This is a genomic window from Isoptericola sp. F-RaC21 (assembly GCF_038593535.1).
Taxonomy (GTDB): Bacteria; Actinomycetota; Actinomycetes; order Actinomycetales; family Cellulomonadaceae; genus Isoptericola.
This window is the reverse complement of sequence record NZ_JBCFYX010000004.1, coordinates 586,006-605,445: the sequence shown is the minus strand read 5'-3', so window position 1 is coordinate 605,445 and position 19,440 is coordinate 586,006. Positions and strand designations below refer to the sequence as shown.

General features: G+C 73.5%; 20 protein-coding genes. 9 read left to right on the top strand and 11 right to left on the bottom strand.

What is annotated here, in order from left to right:
* Positions 1-50 precede the first annotated feature (50 nt).
* Positions 51-929, top strand: coding sequence for a VOC family protein (locus AAG589_RS17635; protein WP_430568580.1), 879 nt, complete (start codon positions 51-53; stop codon positions 927-929).
* A gap of 18 nt (positions 930-947) precedes the next feature.
* Here the strand turns inward: AAG589_RS17635 and AAG589_RS17630 are convergent, their stop codons facing one another.
* A complete protein-coding gene (locus AAG589_RS17630; RefSeq protein WP_430568579.1) occupies positions 948-1,727 on the bottom strand; it encodes a class I SAM-dependent methyltransferase in 780 nt (259 codons plus the stop codon).
* A gap of 114 nt (positions 1,728-1,841) precedes the next feature.
* Here AAG589_RS17630 and AAG589_RS17625 point away from each other — a divergent pair, with 114 nt between their 5' ends.
* The 5 genes from AAG589_RS17625 to AAG589_RS17605 all read left to right on the top strand — a co-directional run bounded on the left by AAG589_RS17625 (position 1,842) and on the right by AAG589_RS17605 (position 6,172).
* Positions 1,842-3,050 carry a cobalamin-independent methionine synthase II family protein gene (locus AAG589_RS17625; RefSeq protein WP_430568578.1) on the top strand — a complete coding sequence of 403 codons (1,209 nt, stop codon included), beginning with the start codon at positions 1,842-1,844 and terminating at the stop codon, positions 3,048-3,050.
* Between the two features lie 105 nt (positions 3,051-3,155).
* Complete coding sequence (locus tag AAG589_RS17620; RefSeq protein ID WP_430568577.1) at positions 3,156-3,677, top strand: histidine kinase; 522 nt, start codon at positions 3,156-3,158, stop codon at positions 3,675-3,677.
* A gap of 76 nt (positions 3,678-3,753) precedes the next feature.
* Positions 3,754-4,593 (top strand): DUF4097 family beta strand repeat-containing protein, encoded by an 840-nt coding sequence (locus AAG589_RS17615; protein ID WP_430568576.1) that lies wholly within the window; start codon positions 3,754-3,756, stop codon positions 4,591-4,593.
* Between the two features lie 29 nt (positions 4,594-4,622).
* Positions 4,623-5,408: an ABC transporter ATP-binding protein gene (locus tag AAG589_RS17610; protein ID WP_430568575.1), complete on the top strand. Its 786-nt coding sequence runs from the start codon at positions 4,623-4,625 to the stop codon at positions 5,406-5,408.
* Positions 5,408-6,172, top strand: coding sequence for an ABC transporter permease (locus tag AAG589_RS17605; RefSeq protein WP_430568574.1), 765 nt, complete (start codon positions 5,408-5,410; stop codon positions 6,170-6,172). Before AAG589_RS17610 ends, AAG589_RS17605 begins: the two co-directional genes overlap by 1 nt.
* 177 nt (positions 6,173-6,349) lie before the next feature.
* Here the strand turns inward: AAG589_RS17605 and AAG589_RS17600 are convergent, their stop codons facing one another.
* Positions 6,350-7,549, bottom strand: a complete 1,200-nt coding sequence (locus AAG589_RS17600; protein ID WP_430568573.1) for an NAD(P)/FAD-dependent oxidoreductase — start codon at positions 7,547-7,549, stop codon at positions 6,350-6,352.
* Between the two features lie 93 nt (positions 7,550-7,642).
* Between AAG589_RS17600 and AAG589_RS17595 the strand changes: the two genes are divergently transcribed.
* Positions 7,643-8,197, top strand: coding sequence for a nucleotidyltransferase family protein (locus tag AAG589_RS17595; protein WP_430568710.1), 555 nt, complete (start codon positions 7,643-7,645; stop codon positions 8,195-8,197).
* A 335-nt stretch (positions 8,198-8,532) separates the two neighbouring features.
* Here the strand turns inward: AAG589_RS17595 and AAG589_RS17590 are convergent, their stop codons facing one another.
* The 4 genes from AAG589_RS17590 to AAG589_RS17575 form a co-directional block, all read right to left on the bottom strand.
* Positions 8,533-8,958 carry an Hsp20/alpha crystallin family protein gene (locus AAG589_RS17590; protein WP_430568572.1) on the bottom strand — a complete coding sequence of 142 codons (426 nt, stop codon included), beginning with the start codon at positions 8,956-8,958 and terminating at the stop codon, positions 8,533-8,535.
* Between the two features lie 55 nt (positions 8,959-9,013).
* Positions 9,014-10,387, bottom strand: a complete 1,374-nt coding sequence (locus tag AAG589_RS17585; RefSeq protein WP_430568571.1) for an APC family permease — start codon at positions 10,385-10,387, stop codon at positions 9,014-9,016.
* A 43-nt stretch (positions 10,388-10,430) separates the two neighbouring features.
* The gene (locus tag AAG589_RS17580) at positions 10,431-11,900 is read right to left on the bottom strand and encodes a pectate lyase family protein (protein ID WP_430568570.1); all 1,470 of its coding nucleotides are present in this window, start codon (positions 11,898-11,900) and stop codon (positions 10,431-10,433) included.
* 148 nt (positions 11,901-12,048) lie between these two features.
* Positions 12,049-13,548 carry a cellulose-binding domain-containing protein gene (locus AAG589_RS17575; RefSeq protein WP_430568569.1) on the bottom strand — a complete coding sequence of 500 codons (1,500 nt, stop codon included), beginning with the start codon at positions 13,546-13,548 and terminating at the stop codon, positions 12,049-12,051.
* A 243-nt stretch (positions 13,549-13,791) separates the two neighbouring features.
* Here AAG589_RS17575 and AAG589_RS17570 point away from each other — a divergent pair, with 243 nt between their 5' ends.
* Entirely contained in the window at positions 13,792-14,961 is a 1,170-nt protein-coding gene (locus AAG589_RS17570; RefSeq protein WP_430568568.1) for a DUF418 domain-containing protein, read from the top strand.
* Between the two features lie 24 nt (positions 14,962-14,985).
* Here AAG589_RS17570 and AAG589_RS17565 read toward each other — a convergent pair whose 3' ends face one another.
* Together AAG589_RS17565 and AAG589_RS17560 are read right to left on the bottom strand one after the other, a co-directional pair.
* Entirely contained in the window at positions 14,986-16,158 is a 1,173-nt protein-coding gene (locus tag AAG589_RS17565; RefSeq protein WP_430568567.1) for an FAD-dependent oxidoreductase, read from the bottom strand.
* 4 nt (positions 16,159-16,162) lie between these two features.
* Positions 16,163-16,465 (bottom strand): putative quinol monooxygenase, encoded by a 303-nt coding sequence (locus tag AAG589_RS17560; RefSeq protein WP_430568566.1) that lies wholly within the window; start codon positions 16,463-16,465, stop codon positions 16,163-16,165.
* A gap of 116 nt (positions 16,466-16,581) precedes the next feature.
* Here AAG589_RS17560 and AAG589_RS17555 point away from each other — a divergent pair, with 116 nt between their 5' ends.
* Positions 16,582-17,691, top strand: coding sequence for an FAD-dependent oxidoreductase (locus AAG589_RS17555; protein WP_430568709.1), 1,110 nt, complete (start codon positions 16,582-16,584; stop codon positions 17,689-17,691).
* On the opposite strand, the gene AAG589_RS17550 is transcribed toward AAG589_RS17555, so the two are convergent.
* From AAG589_RS17550 to AAG589_RS17540, 3 genes are all read right to left on the bottom strand, one after another.
* The gene (locus AAG589_RS17550) at positions 17,658-18,554 is read right to left on the bottom strand and encodes an HNH endonuclease (RefSeq protein WP_430568565.1); all 897 of its coding nucleotides are present in this window, start codon (positions 18,552-18,554) and stop codon (positions 17,658-17,660) included. The genes AAG589_RS17555 and AAG589_RS17550 overlap by 34 nt on opposite strands.
* A gap of 90 nt (positions 18,555-18,644) precedes the next feature.
* Positions 18,645-18,983, bottom strand: coding sequence for a HepT-like ribonuclease domain-containing protein (locus tag AAG589_RS17545; RefSeq protein WP_430568564.1), 339 nt, complete (start codon positions 18,981-18,983; stop codon positions 18,645-18,647).
* Positions 18,980-19,417, bottom strand: a complete 438-nt coding sequence (locus AAG589_RS17540; protein WP_430568563.1) for a nucleotidyltransferase domain-containing protein — start codon at positions 19,415-19,417, stop codon at positions 18,980-18,982. Before AAG589_RS17540 ends, AAG589_RS17545 begins: the two co-directional genes overlap by 4 nt.
* Between the last annotated feature and the right edge of the window lie 23 nt (positions 19,418-19,440).

The window sequence follows — 19,440 nt, the reverse complement described above, 5'->3', positions numbered from 1 at the left end:
CGGTCGGTGTCGCCCTGCGAGGTGTCGGTGGGCCGGTGCACGCTGGCGGGATGACGCAGCACACGTACCCGCACGGGGTCCCGAGCTGGATCGACCTGGAGACGACGGAGGTCGACGCCGCCCTCGCCTTCTACGGCGCGCTGTTCGGCTGGCGGTTCGACGAGAAGCTGCCGCCCGCGGCGCCGGGGCGGTACGCCGTGGCGTCGTGGGACGGCACCGACGCCACGGCGATCGCGGCGATCGCCACGCCCGACCCGGGGTACGACGGCGAGCCCGCGTGGCACACCTACCTCGCCGTGGACGACGTCGACGCCGCCGCGGCCCGCGTCACGGACCTGGGCGGAGTCGTGAGCTCGCCCCCGCAGGACGTCGGCCCGCCGGGGCGCCCCGCCGGCCGGATGGCCCGGATCGTCGACCCGGAGGGCGCGCCCAGCCGGCTGTGGCAGGCGGGCACGCGGCTCGGGGCGCAGCGGGTCAACGAGGCCGGCACCTGGAACTTCAGCAACCTGCTCACGCCCGACGTCGACGGCGCGCTGCGGTTCTACGGGCCGCTGCTCGGCTGGGAGCGCAGCGACGACCTGGCCGTCGGCATGGCCCGCGTCCCCGGGTACGGCGACCACCTGGCCCGCACCGTGGACCCGGGCATCCACGAGCGGCAGCAGCACGTGCCGCCGGGGTTCGCCGACGCCGTCGCGGGCGTGCTGCCCGCGGACCGGCCGGCGCGCTGGTCGGTCGTGTTCGCCGTGGCCGACCGCGACGCCGCCGCCGAGGCCGCCGAGCGCGCCGGCGGTGTCGTGCACGCGTCCCAGGACACCGCGTGGACGCGGGAGGCGACGATCCGCGACCCGTTCGGTGCCGACCTGGTGCTCTCGCAGTTCGCCCCGCCGCCGGAGTTCGTCGCCGCCGAGGAGGCCGCCGGGCGCTCCTGAGCGGGCGCCGGTGGGGTGTCAGGGGCGGCGCGCCTGCACCCACAGCACGGGCGTGTCCAGGAACGTGGCGCGCGCGGCCTCCCGCGCGTCCGCCAGGCCGGCGTCCGCCAGCAGCCGCTGGATGCCGCCGTCGGCGTTGTCCTCGCGGTGCTGGTTCGCGCCGATCTCCCGATGCCCGCCGTGCCGGTGCGCGTCGTGGCCGCCGTGCCCCTGTCCGTGCCCGCCGTGGCCCCCGCCGTCGTGCGCCGGCGCGTCGAGGTCGGCGATGGTCACGCGGCCGCCGGGCCGCAGCACGCGTGCCACCTCGGCGGCGAAGCGCCGCTTCTCGTCCATCGGCACGTGGTGCAGAGCCAGCGACGACAGCACGTGGTCGACGCTCGCGTCCGCGGCGGGCAGCCGGTCGGCGAAGCCCCGCACGAGCGTGAGCGAGCCGCGAGGCCTCGACCGGCTCGACCAGCGGAGGCGGCGTCGAGCCTTGCGCGCCGCCCGGCTCAGTGCTGCGCCGTCGGGGTCGAGGGCGGTCACGTCGGCGTCCGGCACCTCGCGCAGCACGGTCAGCGCCAGGTTGCCCGTGCCGCTGCCGACGTCGAGCACGTGCTGGCCGGAGGTGATCCCGGCGAGCTCGACGGTGCGGCGGTGCAGCCGCCCGGCGCGCTGCCACCAGCTCAGCACGTCGTACCAGGGCATCTTCCACGCGCTGCTCATGCCGGGCAGGTAGGCGCGGTCCCGCTCGTCGGCACGCACGTCGTCGAACGTCCGCACCCCCGTGCGCGGGGCCCCGCCGGCGTCACGTGTCATGGTCGCGAGGCTACTCGAGCCCACCCGAGGGAGCGTGAGACGTGCCTCCGGTCCGCGAGGCCGTCGTGCGACGATCGGCCCGACCTCCACCCTGCGACACGAGAGACGGATGCCGTGCTGACCAGCCAGGACCGTATCGAGACCACCCACGCCGGCTCGCTGCCGCGCACGCCCGAGCTGCTCGCGGCGAACGCTGCGCGCGAGGAGGGCGGCGACACCACGGGCTTCGACACCCTCCTGCGGGGAGCGGTCGAGGACGTGGTGCGGCGCCAGAAGGACGCCGGCATCACCGTGGTGAACGACGGCGAGTACGGCAAGTCGATGTCGTCGCCGGTGGACTACGGCGCGTGGTGGTCGTACTCCTTCCAGCGCACCAGCGGGCTCGAGCTCGACGACGACGCGTCGTGGATGACGACGGACGTGCAGTCCGCGCCCGGCGACGTGCGCCTCACCGGGTTCGGGCACCGCCGCGACCGCGCCCGGTTCGCCGAGGCGTACGGCGACCCGGACTCCGGCATCTACACGCGCAAGAAGCCGGGCTCCTTCCCCAAGGTGACCGGGCCGATCGCGTACACCGGGCAGGCCGCCGTCGCCCAGGACGCCGCGAACCTCAAGGCCGCCGCCGACGCCGCGGGCGTGAGCGACGCCTTCATCACGTCGATCGCGCCGGGCTCGGCGACCCGCATCGTCAACGAGCACTACGCCACGCACGAGGAGTACGCGTACGCGTGGGCGGACGTGCTGCGCGAGGAGTACCGGGCGATCATCGACGCCGGGCTGATCCTGCAGATCGACGACCCGGGCCTGGCGGAGTCGTGGGACCAGATCACGCCGGAGCCGAGCGTCGAGGACTACGTCGCGTGGTCGCGGGTGCACGTCGAGGCGCTCAACCACGCGCTGCGCGGCCTGCCGACCGACCGGATCCGGTACCACCTGTGCTGGGGGTCGTGGCACGGCCCGCACACCACCGACCTGCCGATGCGCGACATCGTGCGCCTGATGCTCGACATCGACGCCGGCGCCTACTCCTTCGAGGCCGGCAACGTGCGCCACGAGCACGAGTTCACCGTGTGGGACGACGTGACGCTGCCCGAGGGCAAGCTCATCCTGCCGGGCGTGGTGTCGCACGCGACCAACGTCGTCGAGCACCCGGAGCTGGTGGCGCAGCGCATCGAGCGGTTCGCCGCGCGCGTCGGGCGCGAGAACGTGCTGGCCTCCACCGACTGCGGCCTGGGCGGGCGCATCCACCCGCAGATCGCCTGGGCGAAGCTGGAGACCCTCGCGGCCGGCGCGCGGCTCGCGTCGGAGCGGCTCTGGCGCTGACACCACGGTTGCCTGACGCGCCCGAGAGGGCGCACCGAGGGTGTGGCGTCAAAGATGACGCCACACCCTCTTGCGTTGACACCACGGTGGTGTCATAGTGGAGCCATGGACATCACGCGACACGTCGACGACCTCCAGCGCCAGCTCGCCACCGCGGCCGCCGCCGGCGGGGACGAGGCGCGGGAGCTGGCCTCCCGCCTGACGGCCCCGCTCGACGCCGCCGCCCGGCTCGTCCTCCTCGAGGCTCTGTCGGACGCGGCGGGGGAGATCTCCGCCGAGCTGGCCCCCGGCTCGGTCGACATCCGCCTCCGCGGAGGCTCGCCCGAGTTCGTCGTCGTGGTGCCCGCCCGCCCGGCCGCCCCGGAGGCGCCCGCCCCCGCGGCGGACCAGGCCGTGCAGCCGCCCGCCGTGGAAGCGGAGAGCGGCGCCACCACCCGCACCACCCTGCGCCTGCCGGACCACCTCAAGACGCAGGTCGAGACCGCCGCCGCCCGCGACGGCATCTCCGTCAACACCTGGCTCGTGCGCGCGGTCGCCGCGGCGCTCGAGCAGTCCACCGGACGCCCGGCCGCGCAGGCCCGTCCGCAGCAGCGCGGCTCCGCCCGCGTCACCGGCTGGGTGCGCTGACCGTCTCGTCCGTCACCGCGCCGCACCGCCCTCGTCCTCCCTGACACCACACCGACACCACTGTTGGAGCCCCGTCATGCCCACTTTCCCTGCACCCCAGCCCGTCCGCGTCCTCGTCGACGTGCCGTTCGCCAACGTGCACGCGGTCGCCGGCGAGCGTGACGACGTCGTCGTCACCGTGCTGCCCACCAACGCCAAGTCCGGCAGCGCACGCGCCGCCGAGGCGGTCCGCGTCGACCGCGACGGCGACGCCGTCTCGATCACCTACCCCGGCTCGTGGAAGCAGTACGTGCTCCCGTTCGCGGCCGGCACCGCCGACATCACCGTCGAGCTGCCCGAGGGCTCGTCGCTGAGCGGCAAGGCCGGCTCGCTCTACGCCGAAGGCACGCTCGGCGCCGTCGACATGACCCTGTCGGCCGGCAACGTCCGCGTCGACGACGTCGACCGGCTCGACGTCAAGGTCTCCGCGGGAACGGCGACCGCCGGTCGCGTCACCGGCTCCCTCGACGTCAAGGTGAGCGCCGGGTCCGTCTTCGTGGACGAGGTGTCCGGCGACGGCGCGATCCGCGCGAGCAACGGCACCACGACCGTCGGCTCCGTCACCGGCACCCTCGAGGTGCACGGGGCGCACGGCGACATCGCCGTGAGCCGCGTGCGCGGCACCCTCACGGCCAAGTCCGCCCACGCCAGCATCCGGGTGGGCAGCCTCGAGACCGGCGCCGCCACGCTCACGTCCTCCTTCGGCTCGATCGAGGTCGGGGTGCCCGAGGGCACCGCCGCCTACCTCGACCTCTCGTCGGAGAACGGCTCCGTCCGCAACCAGCTGACCCCCACCGAGGGGCCGGTCGAGGACGAGGCCACCGCAGAGATCCACGCCAGCACCGGCTTCGGCGACGTCATCGTCCGCCGGCCGTGAACCACCGCCCAGGAATCGGAGTACCGGACATGAGCACAGCACTGTCCCCCCAGCCCGCGATCCGGGTGCAGGGCATCGAGAAGTCGTTCGGCGAGCTGCAGGTGCTGCGAGGCGTCGACCTCGACGTCGCCCGCGGCAGCATCTTCGCCCTCCTCGGCTCCAACGGAGCCGGCAAGACCACCCTCGTGCGGATCCTGTCGACGCTCCTCAAGGCCGACGCGGGCACCGCCGTCGTCCACGGGTACGACGTCGCGGCGAAGCCCGGCGACGTGCGCGAGTCGATCAGCCTCACGGGCCAGTTCGCCGCGGTCGACGAGATCCTCACCGGCCGCGAGAACCTCGTCCTCGTCGCCAGGCTGCGCCACCTGAAGGACCCGGGCGCCGTCGCGGACGAGCTGCTCGACCGCTTCTCGCTCACCGAGGCGGGCGGGCGGCGCGCCGGCACCTACTCCGGCGGCATGCGGCGTCGGCTCGACATCGCGATGAGCCTCATCGGCGACCCGCCGATCATCTTCCTCGACGAGCCCACGACCGGCCTCGACCCGCAGGCGCGGATCGAGGTGTGGGACACCGTCAAGAAGCTGGCCCAGGGCGGCACCACCGTGCTGCTCACGACGCAGTACCTCGACGAGGCCGAGCAGCTCGCCGACCGGATCGCCATCCTGCACGAGGGCACGATCATCCAGAACGGGACCCTCGCCGAGCTCAAGCAGCTCCTCCCGCCCGCCCAGGTCGAGTACGTCGAGAAGCAGCCGTCCCTCGAGGACGTCTTCCTCTCGCTCGTCGGTGCGACCGGTACCGAGAAGGAATCCTGATGACCACCCACGCCCTCGCCGACACCGGCACGCTCACCGGCCGGTCGCTGCGTCACATCCTGCGGAGCCCGGACACCATCATCACCACCGCGGTCACGCCGATCGCGCTGATGCTCATCTTCGTCTACGTCTTCGGCGGGGCAATCGACACCGGGACCGGCGACTCGTACATCAACTACATGCTGCCCGGCATCCTGCTGATCACCGTGGCGTCCGGCATCTCGTACACCGCCTACCGGCTGTTCCTCGACATGCAGGGCGGCATCTTCGAGCGGTTCCAGTCGATGCCGATCGCGCGGTCGAGCGTGCTGTGGGGCCACGTCCTCACGTCGCTCGTGGCGAACCTGGTCTCGCTCGCGATCGTCTTCGGCGTCGCGTTCCTCATGGGCTTCCGCACCGGGGCGTCCTTCGGGGCATGGCTCGCCGTCGCCGGCATCCTCGTCCTGTTCACCCTGGCCCTCACCTGGCTCGCGGTGATCGCCGGCCTCTCGGCGAAGACGGTCGACGGCGCGAGCGCCTTCAGCTACCCGCTGATCTTCCTGCCGTTCATCAGCTCGGCGTTCGTGCCCACCGACACGATGCCCGGCCCGGTCGCCTGGTTCGCCGAGAACCAGCCCGTGACGTCCATCGTCAACTCCATCCGGGCCCTGTTCGCCGAACAGCCCGTCGGCAACGACATCTGGATCGCCCTCGCCTGGCTGGTCGGCATCTTCGTGGTCGCCTACGCCTTCGCGGTGGCCGCCTACCGCCGCCGGGTCAGCTGACCCGACATCGTCGCTGGTTGAGCCTGTCGAAACCTCGCCTCGCTGGTTGAGCCTGTCGAAACCCCGCAACTGTGGGTTTCGACAGGCTCAACCGGCGATCGGGCGGTTTCGACAGGCTCAACCGGCGATCGGGTGGTTTCGACAGGCTCAACCGGCGATCGGGTGGTCTCGACAGGCTCAACCGGCGATCGCGGCCGTGCGGCGGGGGCGCAGGTCCTCGCGGCGACGCGGGTCGGTGACGAACGACGGGTATCGGAGGATGCCGGGCCGGCGCGCCTCCCAGGCCAGGCCTCGGACGCTGCTGTCGCACGCGAGCTCCTTGAGCCACGCGCCGGCGCGGGCCCCCAGGCGGCCACCGAGGTACGCCGGACGAGCGACGTCGTCCCGGCCCGCGAGCTGGAACAGGCCTGCCCCGCGGCCGAGGCTGAGGCACTGGCCGACGAAACCGACCCGGGCCGGTGCGGGCTCGGTCCCGGCGATCCGCGCCAGCACGGTGTTCGCCGCCAGGCCGCCCAGCTGGCCGGCGGCCTGGCAGCTCATCCGGTACGGCCGGTCCGACGGCGCGCCCGCGTCGCCGGCGGCGACGATGCGGTCGTCGTCCACGCTGGTCAGGGTCTCGTCGGTCAGCAGGCGGCCCGCGGCGTCGGTGCTCAGGCCGCTGCGGGCGGCGAGGTCCGGGACGGCGAACCCGGCCGTCCAGATCGTCACGTCGCTGGGGAGGTCGCGCCCATCGGCGAGCTGGACGGCGTCCGCCGTCACCGCCGTCACGGTGGCGCCCGGCCCGGCGAGGACCTCCACGCCGAGGCGCGCGAGCGCCGCCGCGACCGCCCGCCGTCCCCGTGGGTGCAGGTACGGGCCGAGCACGTCGCCGCAGGCCAGCGTCACCGCGCGGCCCTGCTCGGCCAGCTCGGACGCCGTCTCGATGCCGGTCGGGCCCGCGCCCACCACGGTGACGCGCGCCGTCGGGCCCGCGGCCAGCTCCGGAGCCAGCCGGTCGGCGTCCTCCAGGCTCGCCAGCGCGAACGCGTGGTCCGCGGCCCCCGGCACGGAGGGTGCCGCGCTGGTGCTGCCCACCGCGTACACGAGGTAGTCGTACGCGAGGGTGCCGCCGTCGGCGAGCTCCAGCCGCCGCGCGCCGGCGTCGATCCGCTCCACGGTCGCGACCTCCAGCCGCACCGCGTCGGCCAGCACGTCCCGGTACTCCACCAGGGCGCCGTGCGTGCCCGCCACCCGCTGGTGCAGCCGGATCCGCTCCACGAACGTGGGGCGGGGGTTCACCAGCGTCACCGCGACGTCGTCCCGCGCCGTCAGGCGGTTCGCCGCCATCACCCCGGCGTAGCCGCCGCCCACCACCATGACCTGTGTCTTGCGAGCCATCTCGTTCTCCTTCGTCGTCCCGTGCCACAGCGACGGGACGGGCTCTGGCGATGTGACATCACCTCCCGATAGCATCTGTTATCGGAGGTGTTCATGGAAGAACGAGACGACCACGGGTCGGCTGTCGAGCGTGCGTTCGCCGCCTACCTCGACGGCCTGGCGCGGACGGCAGACGCCCTCCGTGCCGAAGCCAGGGCTGCCCTCGAGACAGGTGCGCGACAAGCGCGAGACCTCGGTTGGAGCCAGCGCCGCATCGCGCACGCTCTCGGTCGGAGCCAGCCCGAGGTCAAGCGTCTGCTGGATCGCTCCGCCGCTCGCGCGGTGCTGCCCGCGTCGCACGCGCCCCGGGGCGACGGGCAGCCCTCGGTCCTGGACGACGTGCTCAGGGTCCATCGGGACGAGATCGTCGCGACGGCAGCGCGGCACGGTGCGCGTCATGTGCGGGTCTTCGGCTCCGTCGCCGCGGGAACGTCTGGCGAGGGCTCGGACGTCGACCTGCTCGTCGATGTCGACCACGGCGTCGGCCTCTTCGCGTTGAGTGCCCTCGAGGCCGAGCTCGAACGTCTGCTGGGACGTCCTGTCGACGTCGTCCCCGAGCGATCGCTTCGCCCTGCCGTGCGCGACTCCGTCCAGGCCATCACGCTGTGAGGTGATCGCACGTCGAGCTGGCACGCGAGTCTCTGGAGCATCTTCTCCACGTTCGGTACGGATCCTGCGCAGCACGGTCGAGCACGACCTGCCCGCGTTCCGATCGGCGTTGGAGAAGCTTGTGGGGTCGCGCGAGGGCTGAGGTCCCCCAAGGCGCGGCCGGCGTCGTGGCCCCTGTCCCGCAGGGTGCGACGGCGCCCGGTCGCGGGTGCGACCGGGCGCCGTCGTTCGGACCTGAGCGATCAGGCGGCGGTGTCTTCTGCCGCCTGAGTCTGCAGTTCCGCTGTGGGCGAGCGCCTCGTTCCTCGGCGCTCACCCTGCGCTGCGCCTCCGCCTCAGGCGGAGGTGACCTCGATGCGCTGCGGCGTCGTGCCGGCGAAGACGCCGGCGACGGTGACCGTGAGGACGCCCGCGTCGTAGGACGCGGTCACGGCGTCGCCGTCCACGGCCTTCGGCAGGGTGACGACGCGGCGGAAGGCGCCGAAGCGGACCTCCGAGAGGCGCCGGCCCTCGGACTCCTCCGAGCGCTGGTCCTTGCGCTCGCCGCGCACGACGAGCTTGCGGCCCTCGACCTCGACGGTGACGTCCTCGGCCGGGTTCACGCCCGGCAGGTCGAGGCGGGCGACGAGGTCCTCGCCGTCGCGGTACACGTCCGCGGCGGGGACGGGGCCCTCGGTCCGGGCGAGGTCGGTGAGGCGCGGGGTCCACAGGTCGCGGAGCCAGGCGTCGGCGAACGGGGTGCGGGTCAGGGTGGTGGTCATGCTGTCCTCCTCCAGGTGAGTGCTGCTGACCCGGTACAACTTGAGCCACCCCGACTCAATTTCCGGGTTCGCCGACGGCGGACGCGCCGTGTCGCGTGCCGCGCACGAGCATCACGACCAGCCCCAGGACGAGCCAGCCGGCCGCGACCTCCAGGGCCAGGTGGCTGGCCAGGACGAGCACGGTGACGACGATCGCCAGGCCGACGACGGGCACGACCGTGTGCAGGACGGGGCGGTCGGTGCGCCCGCCGACCACGTAGTACCCGATCACCGCGACGTGCAGGAACACGAACGCGGTCAGGGCGCCGACGGTGACCATCGAGGACAGCAGGTCGAGCCCGTCGGGCTTGATCGCGGCCGCGACGGCGATGATCAGCGTCGCGACCGCCGAGACGAGGATCGCGAGGCGGGGGACACCGGTCCGCGGGCTCACGGACCCGAGCCGGGCCGGCAGCTGCCCGTCGCGGGCCATGCCGTACATGAGGCGGCTGACGGCGGCCTGCGCGACGAGCGCGGAGAGCACGGGGCCGATCGCTCGGGCCGTGGTGACGGTCGTGCCGAGCCACCCTCCGATCGAGTCGCTGATCATGGTGTAGAAGACGGTGCCCTGGTCGTCGGGGTGCGCGGCCAGCTCCGTCGGGGTCGTCGTCGTCAGCAGCGCGCCCAGGTACGTCTGGAGGACGAAGAGGGCCCCGGCGAGCACGAGGCAGAAGATCAGGGCCCGGCCGATCTGCCGCGGCGAGCCGGTGCTCTCCTCCGCGAACGTGGCGATCGCGTCGAACCCCAGGAACGCGAGGGCCGCCACCGAGACCGCCCCGAGCGTGCCGACGAGCGTGAACCCGTCGAGCCCGGTGAGCGGGGACAGCCACGGCCGGGCCGGGCCCTCGTGCACCAGCACGACGACGGCACCCACGCAGAAGGCGGCGAGCACCAGGATCTCCACGGCCAGGGCGACGAACCCCACCGTCGCCGCGAGCTTCACCCCGCCGAGGTTGAGCGCCGTGATGAGCAGCACCGCCGCCACGGTGAACACCCAGACCGGCACGCCGGGGAACAGGGCGTGGCTGGCGATGCCGCAGAACAGCGCGGCCAGGCTCGGGATGAACAGGTAGTCCAGGCCGATCATCCAGCCGGCCATGAACCCCGGCCGTCGCCCCAGCCCCGCGGTGGCGTACGCCGAGACCGACCCCGCCTTCGGGACCGCGACGGACATGCGGGCGTACGACCAGGCGGTGAACGACATCGCCACTGTCGCGATGATGAAGACGAGCGCCACCGCGCCGTTGCTGCGCGCGTCCAGCACGCCGAAGGTGCCCATCGGCGCGGTCGGGCCGATGAACAGCAGGCCGTAGACGATGAGGTGCCGCAGGGACAGGCTCCGGTGGAGGTGTCCCTGCGGCGCCGCAGGTGCGGGGGCGTCCGTCGTCATCCCACCGAGACTGTCACTCCCGCGGGGATACGGCCCATCGAGGCTATGGCGCGGGGACGGTGAGGACCCCGGCGCCGGTCTGGGTCCGGGCGTGCCGCTCCACCTGGGCCGCGGTGCGCAGCGGCTCGTACTCGTAGGGCGGGGTCCAGTCGACCGTCGGTGTGAAGCCGGCGGTGGCCCAGTCGGGCAGGGGCTCCCCGGTCTCGGCGGCCGCCGCCGTCTCCTCGGCCACCCGCGCGTCGTACTGGTCGGCGGCGATCGCCTCCAGGTCGACCGGCCGCTGCTTGAACCACGACCCCTCGTCGGCGAACCGGGTCGCGTTCCACACGTTGACGGCGACCGTGGCGTCCGCGCCCGGGCCCGTGTAGTCGAACGAGTTGCGCTCGGAGAACACCTGCGACTCGTAGCCGAGCCCGATGAAGTAGTCGTACCCGCCCTCGACGGCGGCCGCGCTGGTCATCGGATTCTCGGGGTCGTTCACCCGGCCGAGGAAGTAGTTGTTCACCACGTGCACCCGCCCGAACCGGACGCGGGGCGAACGCTGCCCCACGCCGTCGAAGAAGTTGCCGATGTAGCTGACGTTGAGGTGCCCGCGCTCCTTGTCGCCGTGCTCGTCGCCGGAGGCGAGCATCATCGCCTTGTCGTGGTCCGTGACCAGCGAGTTGCTGACGGTGATGAAGTCCGAGCTGTCCTCGATGTCGAACAGACCGTCGTGCCGGTTGGCCGGCTCGCCGTCCGGGCCGAGCGGGGCCTCGCGGTCGGGGAACTTTCCGTCCGTGAGGGTGACGTGGTCCACCCAGATGTTGGTGGAGGTGACGGCGGAGACGGCGTCGAACCGCGCGTCCCAGGTGCTGCCGGGCTGGTCCCACCAGGTGAACCAGTCGACCGGGGCCTCGACGGTGACGTTGCGGATCACCACGTCGTGCGCCAGGTGCAGCATGAGCGTGGCCTGGTCGAACCCGGCGTCGTCGCCGAGGCCGACGATCGTCGTGTTGCTGGGGATCTTCAGCTCGGTCTGCGCCTTCATCGCCCGGCTGCCGGTGACGCGCAGGCGCCGCTGGTCGCCGCAGTAGTCGTGCAGCGCGTCGCTCCAGCCCTCCGGACCGAAGCAGCTGAGGAACTTGTCGAAGTCGTAGCCGGGCGCGAAGTCCTGCTCGCCCAGCAGGGCGCCGTCGTCGGTCTCGTTGCCGTGGACGGTGCCCGAGACGTAGACGATCTTCGGCTCGTCCCGCGCGCCGCCGTTGTCGAGGGCGGCGAGCAGCTCCTGGCGGTTGCTGACGGTGTACGTGGACCCGGCGTCGGCGCCGGCCCCACCGTCCGTGCCGCCGTTCTGCGAGGCCCAGCCGGGCGCGGTGTCGGTGGTGCGGAAGACCGTGTCGACGGCAGCGCTGCCGGCGGCGTCGTCGGGACCCGCGACGGCGGCGGGCGCGACGGCCAGGGGGACGGTGGCGGTCGCGGCGGCCAGGGTGAGGGCACCGAGGGTGGTGCCGAGCCTGCGGCGGGTGAGCGTCATGGTGGACCTTTCGCGTCGTCGAGAAGGGTTCCGTCACCGCTGCGACCGGTCCTCGTCCATGAGAAACCGGTTACCGGGATGAGCGTGACAGCACGATACGCGACGGGCCGGGTCGGCGCGCCGCCGACCCGGCCGTGTCGTCAGCTCGTCAGGCCGCGGAGCAGGGGAACCCGTTCAGCGTGACCGTCGAGGGTGCGGCGGTGCCGGACGTCGTGCGCCCGACGAACCCGAACGTCGTGCGGTCGCCCGGCGCGAGCGAGGCGTTCCACCGGGCGGCGGTGGCGCGGACGACGTCCCCGCCCTGCTCGGTCTCGACGCCCCAGGAGTGGTCGATCGTCTCGCCCGACCCGAACCGCCAGGCGGCCGTCCAACCGCTCACCGGTGCGGTGCCCGTGTTGCGCACCCGCACCTGCGTGGTGAACCCGCGCGGCCAGGTGCCGTGCACGGCGTAGTCGACGGTGCACGTGCGGGCCAGCTCGGCCTGCGTGGCGGGTGCGAACGGCGCCTCGGCGTCGCCCGTCCAGCGCACCAGCCGCAGGTCGGCGGTCTGCGCACCCGTCGTGCCCGAGTTGGTCGCGAGGTAGAAGAACCCGTGGCCCAGCGGCTGCAGGCCGACGTCCGACTTCTGCTCCCAGCCGCGGATGCCGGTCTCCGGGTCGAGGGTGCCGTCGTCGTCGGCCAGGGCGAGGAGCAGGCCGCGCTCCGTGCCCTCGCCGTCCGGGCCGGGCACGCCCACCAGGTCGCCCTCGACCGGCCGGGTGGCGGCGTCGACGGCAAACATCAGGTAGTTGGGGAACTGCGGCTTGGTGCCGCGGTACACGCCCAGGAACCAGCGCTGCTGAACGGCGTCGTAGGCCAGGTTCTGCACCCCGTACGTGGTGTTGCCGGTGCGCACGAAGTACTTGCCGTCCGTCTCCGCGGGGCCGGCGTGGTGCGGGTCGCTCTCGGTCAGGGGCCGCTCGTACCGCGCCCAGTCGGAGACGTCGTACTGGAGCAGCACCTGGTGGTCGTTGTCCGTGCGCGACGTGTTCGCGTAGATGCCGTACGCGACGGTGAGGAGCCGCTCGCCGCCGGTCGTGCCGAACGCGGGGCCGAAGCTCACGCCGTCGATGCCGGAGCTGCCGTACCGGTGGTCGGCGGTGTCGCCGACGTTGCCGTCGAACTTCCCGTCGCCGTCCATGTCGGCGGCGTAGTCGTCGTGCACCTCCGGGAGGTACACGGTGGAGAAGACGTCGGAGGTCTGGGCGTCGATGCCGATCTCGTCCACCTCGGTGCCGTCGATCACCGCGATGTAGAAGGCCTCGTCCGCCTTGTACTCGAGCGAGCCGTACACACGGCCGGACTCCGGGTCGAGGTCCAGGTCGCCGAGGTGGCCGGTGAAGCCCTCGACCGTGCCCACGAGGTTGCCCTCGAAGTCGTACTTCGCCAGCAGCGTCGTGAACGAGTAGTAGATGTAGCCGCGCGCCTGGTCGACGGCGATGCCCTGTACGTGGCTCGTGGGCCAAGTGCCGCCGTTCTGCTCGAGCGGAAGGCTCGCCACGGCCGGCGGTGCGACGTCGTCGCTCGCCGACGCCGTCGTGGCCGCGAGCGGCACGGCCAGGAGTGCCGCGAGCGCGGCGGTCGCGCGCCGGATCCAGGAGCGGTGCATGGGTGCCTCCAGTGGGGGAGCGGTCGGGGGCTGAGTCTCTGCTGGTCAGAGCCCCGGCGGTCGCCCACAGCCCATCGGGTCCGGCTGACGGGGACTCGGCGGCGGGCCGAACGAGGGGTGAGCGGAGGATGAACGACGCCTGCGCGCAGGCGTGACGCCCGGCAGAAGAACCGACCACCGACGGACCCCGCGTCGTCCGGGTGGCCGATGCGCAGGTCCGAGCCGGCGCGCTGCAATGGCACCGTGACTGCGACGACCGCCGCCCCCGCCGGCCCGACCCGCCTGACCGCCCGCGCGCTCGGCCCCGACCTGGCGCGCGGCGTCATGCTGCTGTGCATCGCCCTGGCGAACTCGCACTACTTCCTGCGCGGCGACCGGTACCTGGGCGGGTTCCCGCTCGACGGCTCGCCGGTCGACTCGGCGGTCTCGTGGCTGATCGTGACGTGCGTGGACGGACGCGCGTTCCCGATGTTCGGGCTGCTGTTCGGGTACGGCGTCGCCCGCATCGTCGAGCGGAACCAGGCGGCCGGGCACCCCGCCGTCCGACGACTGCTGTGGCGGCGCGCGGCGGTGCTGATCGGGATCGGCGTGCTGCACGGGCTGCTGCTGTTCGCGGGCGACATCCTCGCGATGTACGGCGTGCTGCTGCTCGTCGGTGCGCTGGCCGTGTTCTGGCGCGACGGCTGGGTGCTCGCCGTCGCGGCCCTGTTCTTCGTCCTGACGGCGCTGCCGGCGGCGGGCACGGGTGTCGAGGCGCTGGCCGGCCCCGGCACCGACCTGCTGCCGCCGGACCTCGGCGGCATGGTCGTCGACCGCGCCCCGTCGGTCGCCGTCGTCGCGCTGCTCGGGCCGATCGGGTTCGCCTGCCCGTTCCTGCTGGGCCTGTGGGCGGGACGGCGGCGTGTGCTGGAGCAGCCGGCGCGCTACCGGGCGGCGCTGACGGTGACGGCCGTCGCGGGGATCGCGGCCGCCGTCCTGGGCGCGCAACCGATGGCGCTGCCGGTCGCCGGCGTCGTCCCCGTGCCCGACGCCGCGACGCTCGACGGCGCCGTCGCGCTGCACACCGCCAGCGGCACGCTGGGCGGGCTCGGGTACGCGGCGCTCGTCGTGCTGCTGGCGGCCCGGCTCGAGCGCCGGTACGACGGGCGGCGCGGGCCGGTCGTGGAGGCGCTCGCCGCACTCGGTCAGCGGTCGATGACGTGCTACCTGGCGCAGTCCGTGGTCTGGGCGGTCGTGTTCACGCCGTTCCTGCTGGACCTCTCCGGCGTCCTGGGCGTGACGGGTACCGCCGCCCTCGCCGTCGCGACCTGGCTCGCGACCCTGCTGCTCGCCGACCGGATGCGCCGGGCCGGGCGGCGCGGGCCGTTCGAGACCCTGGTGCGGCGGGTGACCTATCGCCGGGCGATGGGCTGACGCGACGCCCAGGTGGGACTCGCCTCAGCCTGTCGGCGGCCGCCACGCCATGACCGGGCGCAGGGCGCGCCCGCCAAGCGCCTCGGTCCATCGGCCGACGGCGCGCATCCCGGCGTCGCGGGCGGACGTGGCGGCCCGCGACGTCCACAGGGTCGGGACGGCGACCCGCGCCGACATGCGCATCACCTGCCCTACGCGGGGCCGGCGCTCCGCGGACCAGCGCTGCAGCGCGGCGGCGATGTCGTCGTCCGGGCGCACCCGCACCCCGAGCACGACGCCGTCCTCGAGCGCCTGACACCCGCCCTGGCCGAGGTTCGGCAGCATCGCGTGCGCGGCGTCGCCGACGAGCGCGACCCGGCCGGTCGTGAGCGAGGCCGGGGGAGCGGGCAGGTGCCGCAGCTCGTGCCGCAGCGCCGTGGCGTCGTCGACGGACGCGAGCAGGGCGGGGATCGGGTCGTGCCAGTCGGCGAGGAGGGCGCGCAGCTCGTCGAGGTCGCGGGGGACGCCGACGCCGGCGGCCACCGAGACGTACGCGTACACCCGTCCGTCGGCCAGCGGCATGACGCCGGCGATGATCCCGCGTCCCCAGATCTCGGAGCCGACGACGCCCGGCACCGGCGGGGCGACGAAGCGCCACGCCGTCGACCCGCCCGACACCGGAGCGGGCGCGCTCGGCATCCACCGGGTGCGCGTGGCGGAGCCGATGCCGTCCGCCGCGACGACGAGGTCGGCGTCGAGGTCGCCGTCCGGTGTACGGACGCGCGCCGGCCGCGACGTGGTGCCCGGGTCGACGACGTCGGCGCTCGTCGCGAGCCGCAGCGACCCCGCGGGCAGCGCGTCCGCGAGCAGCCCGACCAGCTGCGCGCGGTGCAGCATCAGCGTGCGGTCGCCGAACAGCGACGCCGTGCCGTCCGCGCGGCCGCGGAGCAGCCACCGCCCGTCGGGGCGACGAATGCCGAGCTCGCCCTGCAGCGCGGCCAGGTGTCGGGTCGCGTCGCCCACGCCGAGCGAGTCGAGCGAGCGCACCGCGTTCGGCGCGACGACGATCCCCGCGCCCACCGGGTCCAGCGACGTCGCGCGCTCCACCACGGTGACGTCCCACCCGTGCCGGGCCAGCGCCACGCCCGACGCCAGGCCGCCGATGCCGCCGCCGATCACGACGGCCGTGCGGGTCGTGCGTGCCTCCGCCGGTGTCACCGCGTCAGCCTCGGAGCGGAGAGCCGACGACGGTGAAGTCGAACCCGCCGAACTCCCCCGACAGCAGCGGCCGCGCCGCCGCGATGGACGCCTGCACGGCCGGGAGCTGCAACGACGCGCGGTGCGCCTCCGCCGACGTCCACAGCTCGGCCACGAACACGGTGTCCGGGCGGTCGTCGCTGACGCCGACCTCGTAGAGCAGGCAGCCCGCGTCCGCGAGCTCCGTGCTGTGCTGCGTGAGGTGGGCGACGAGCTCGTCGCGCCGTCCGGGGGTCGTGCCCAGCGTGCCGACGTTGGCGTAGGTCATGGGTCGTGACGCTAGCGCCGGCCGCGGACATCGGCACAGGTGCGACGTGCCACAGGTCGCCCCGGAATCCCGTCCGCGTGCCGCACGTTCCTCGAGACGTGACGACGACCGAGGCCATGCCGCAGACGGCGGACGTCGTCGTGATCGGCGCGGGTCAGGCGGGCCTGTCGGCGGCGTACCACCTGCGGCGCCGGGGGTTCGTGCCCGCGACCTTGCCGGCGCCGGGTGCACGCACCTACGTCGTCCTCGACGCCGAGGACGGGCCCGGCGGAGCGTGGCGGCACCGGTGGCGCTCGCTGCGGATGAGCACGGTGAACGGCATCCACGACCTGCCCGGCATCGAGCAGCCCGACGTGGAGCCGGAGGCGGCGAGCGTCGACGTGCTGCCCGCCTACTTCGGCGACTACGAGCGGGAGCTCGGCCTTGCCGTCGTCCGGCCGGTGCGCGTGCGTCGGGTGGAGGCGGCCGACGACGACCCGGCGGGCGCCCTGCTCGTCCGCTGGGAGGGCGGCGGCCGCTCGGGCACGATCGTCGCCCGGGCGATCGTCAACGCGACGGGCACGTGGTCCAAGCCGTTCTGGCCCGCCTACCCGGGGCAGGAGACGTTCCGCGGCCGCCAGCTGCACACCGCCGACTACACGCGCGCGGAGGACTTCGCCGGGCAGCGCGTCGCCGTCGTCGGCGGCGGGATCTCCGCCGTCCAGCTGCTCGAGGAGATCTCGCACGTGGCGCAGACCTTCTGGTTCACGCGCCGGGAGCCCGTGTGGCGCGACTCCTTCGACTCCCAGGACGGCGCGCGCGCCGTCGCGATGGTCGCCGACCGCGTGCGCGAGGGCCTGCCGCCGCAGAGCGTCGTGTCCGTCACCGGCCTGATCAAGACCCCGACGCTGCTCGCCGCCGAGGCCCGCGGCGTGCTCGACCGGCGGCCGATGTTCACGCGCATCGTGCCCGACGGCGTCGTCACGCCCGACGGCGAGACGATCCCCGTCGACGTCATCTTCTGGAACACCGGCTTCCGCGCAGCTCTCGACCACCTGCGGCCGCTGCACCTGCGCGCCGCGGGCGGTGGCATCCGCATGGACGGCACGCAGGTGGACGGCGAGCCGCGGGTGCACCTCATCGGCTATGGGCCGTCCGCGTCCACCGTCGGCGCTAACCGCGCCGGCCGTGACGCCGTCGTGCGGATCATGCGCTACCTCGACGCGGCTTCGGCGAAGCGTTCGTAGCGCCACGCCAGGTGGTCGCGATCGGGGCGATCGGCCCGCCGGCGCGGTAAGGAGAGCTGCCGCCCGTGCATCTCCTGCAGGCCGTGCTTGAGCATGGGCCCGTCGATCTCCTCGAGCAGCCGGAAGGCGATGCGCACCTCGTGGTCCGGCGTCACCCCCAGCATGTTCTGGTCGTAGGCGGCGTGGTGGATCTTGCACAGGGCTAGGCCGTTGTTCACCGTCGGGGCGCCGAGCTCGTGCCCGTCCGGGACGATGTGCGCGGCGTCGAGCAGGGACCCGTGCTTGAGCTCGCAGATCGCGCACCGGGTCTCGTACGCGACGAGGACGCGGGTGCGGAACGCAGGCTGGTGCAGGCGCTGCTTCGCGAGGCGCCGGGCGTACTCCCGCTGCGGCTCGCTCAGGTGCGCGGGATCGTGGATGAAGCGGAACGCCTCGTCCAGGGCGACGAGGAACTGCCGGTTCTGTGGCTCGTCGTCGACGACGTAGACCGGGAAGACCGGCGTGTAGATGTTCGCGATCTCCTTGCGGAACAGGATGAGCGGCATGCCGGTGCGCATCGCCTCCCGCAGCTTGCGGTTGTCGCCCGACCACGGGTCGCCCTTGCGGTACGCGTAGTGCAGCAGCCCGTCCTCGGACTCGGTGTCGTCGTACGGGCCGTCGGCGGCGCTGACGATCGAGAGTGTCGAGCCGAACGATGCGGGGTTGCGGATGCCCCGGGAGTAGTCGATGACGGGCAGCTTCTCGCCGTCGAGGTGGAAGTCGAGCAGCTCGTCGCGGCGGAGGAAGCCGCCGTTGGCCTCCGCCCGCTCGCCGACCCACGCCATGATCTGCCTGCGCAGCTCCGCCTCGACCGCTGATTCCACGCGATGAGCTCACCATCGCGCCGGCCCCGCCGCAAGGGTTCGTGGGAGCAACTCTCCTGGTGGCGGGGGAATTCACCCGACCGGCCCGCGTCAGCCGAGGAGTCGGGCGACCCGGGCGGCGACCTGAGGGATGTTGGTCGACAGGATCGCCCACAGCAGCTCGGAGTCGACGGCGTCGTCGCCGTGCGCGACGACGTTGCGCGCGTCCTTGAGGCGGCGGAGCTCCAGGTCCGCATGGGCGTCGACGAACCCCGGATCGTCGCGGTCGATGCGGCTCACGCACTCGCCGAGACGGATGAGCAGGTCCTCGGCGGCGTAGCGGAGCATCTCGTCGGCGTCGAACGCCGCCTTGCCGCGGGCGACGAGTCGGTCGACGGCGGCCGCATGGTCGACCAGGTCGTGCAGCCAGCGCCTCGTGCGGCCGTTCACAGCGGGACGGCCTCGTCGATGATGTCTCGGTGCTTGGCGCGCAGCCCGCGTTCGGTGACGACGTCGACGTGGACGCCGAGCAGCTCGGACAGCTCCCGCGGGGTGGAGACGAAGCGCCACGCGTCCTCGGGGCGGACGTCGACGACGATGTCGACGTCGCTCGCGGGGGTGTCCTCGCCGCGCGCCACGGAGCCGAAGAGGCGCGGGTTCGTGCCGCCGTTGCGCGCGATGATCGTGAGGACCTCGTCGCGCTTCTCGCGGAGCCGGTCGGACGGCCGGACCATCGCTCCTCGGATGCGCTCGATCATCGCCGCCGACACGGGGCGCTTGCCGGACTCGTACGCCGACAGGTTGGACGGCGCGATCCCGGCGAGCTCGGCCAGTCGGGCCTGGGTCAGGCCCGCGCGTTCACGCTCCACTCGAAGATCGACCACGGGTTCGAGGTTATCAGTGATAT

What these genes read in the sequence shown, in the direction of transcription:
- AAG589_RS17620 (WP_430568577.1), top strand. Translation starts at nt 3,156, where the DNA reads ATGGACATCACGCGACACGTCGACGACCTCCAGCGCCAGCTCGCCACC.
- AAG589_RS17580 (WP_430568570.1), bottom strand. Translation starts at nt 11,900, where the DNA reads ATGACGCTCACCCGCCGCAGGCTCGGCACCACCCTCGGTGCCCTCACC.
- AAG589_RS17590 (WP_430568572.1), bottom strand. Translation starts at nt 8,958, where the DNA reads ATGACCACCACCCTGACCCGCACCCCGTTCGCCGACGCCTGGCTCCGC.
- AAG589_RS17635 (WP_430568580.1), top strand. Translation starts at nt 51, where the DNA reads ATGACGCAGCACACGTACCCGCACGGGGTCCCGAGCTGGATCGACCTG.
- AAG589_RS17615 (WP_430568576.1), top strand. Translation starts at nt 3,754, where the DNA reads ATGCCCACTTTCCCTGCACCCCAGCCCGTCCGCGTCCTCGTCGACGTG.
- AAG589_RS17610 (WP_430568575.1), top strand. Translation starts at nt 4,623, where the DNA reads ATGAGCACAGCACTGTCCCCCCAGCCCGCGATCCGGGTGCAGGGCATC.
- AAG589_RS17585 (WP_430568571.1), bottom strand. Translation starts at nt 10,387, where the DNA reads ATGACGACGGACGCCCCCGCACCTGCGGCGCCGCAGGGACACCTCCAC.
- AAG589_RS17600 (WP_430568573.1), bottom strand. Translation starts at nt 7,549, where the DNA reads ATGGCTCGCAAGACACAGGTCATGGTGGTGGGCGGCGGCTACGCCGGG.
- AAG589_RS17630 (WP_430568579.1), bottom strand. Translation starts at nt 1,727, where the DNA reads ATGACACGTGACGCCGGCGGGGCCCCGCGCACGGGGGTGCGGACGTTC.
- AAG589_RS17575 (WP_430568569.1), bottom strand. Translation starts at nt 13,548, where the DNA reads ATGCACCGCTCCTGGATCCGGCGCGCGACCGCCGCGCTCGCGGCACTC.
- AAG589_RS17605 (WP_430568574.1), top strand. Translation starts at nt 5,408, where the DNA reads ATGACCACCCACGCCCTCGCCGACACCGGCACGCTCACCGGCCGGTCG.
- AAG589_RS17595 (WP_430568710.1), top strand. Translation starts at nt 7,643, where the DNA reads ATGGAAGAACGAGACGACCACGGGTCGGCTGTCGAGCGTGCGTTCGCC.
- AAG589_RS17555 (WP_430568709.1), top strand. Translation starts at nt 16,582, where the DNA reads ATGCCGCAGACGGCGGACGTCGTCGTGATCGGCGCGGGTCAGGCGGGC.
- AAG589_RS17560 (WP_430568566.1), bottom strand. Translation starts at nt 16,465, where the DNA reads ATGACCTACGCCAACGTCGGCACGCTGGGCACGACCCCCGGACGGCGC.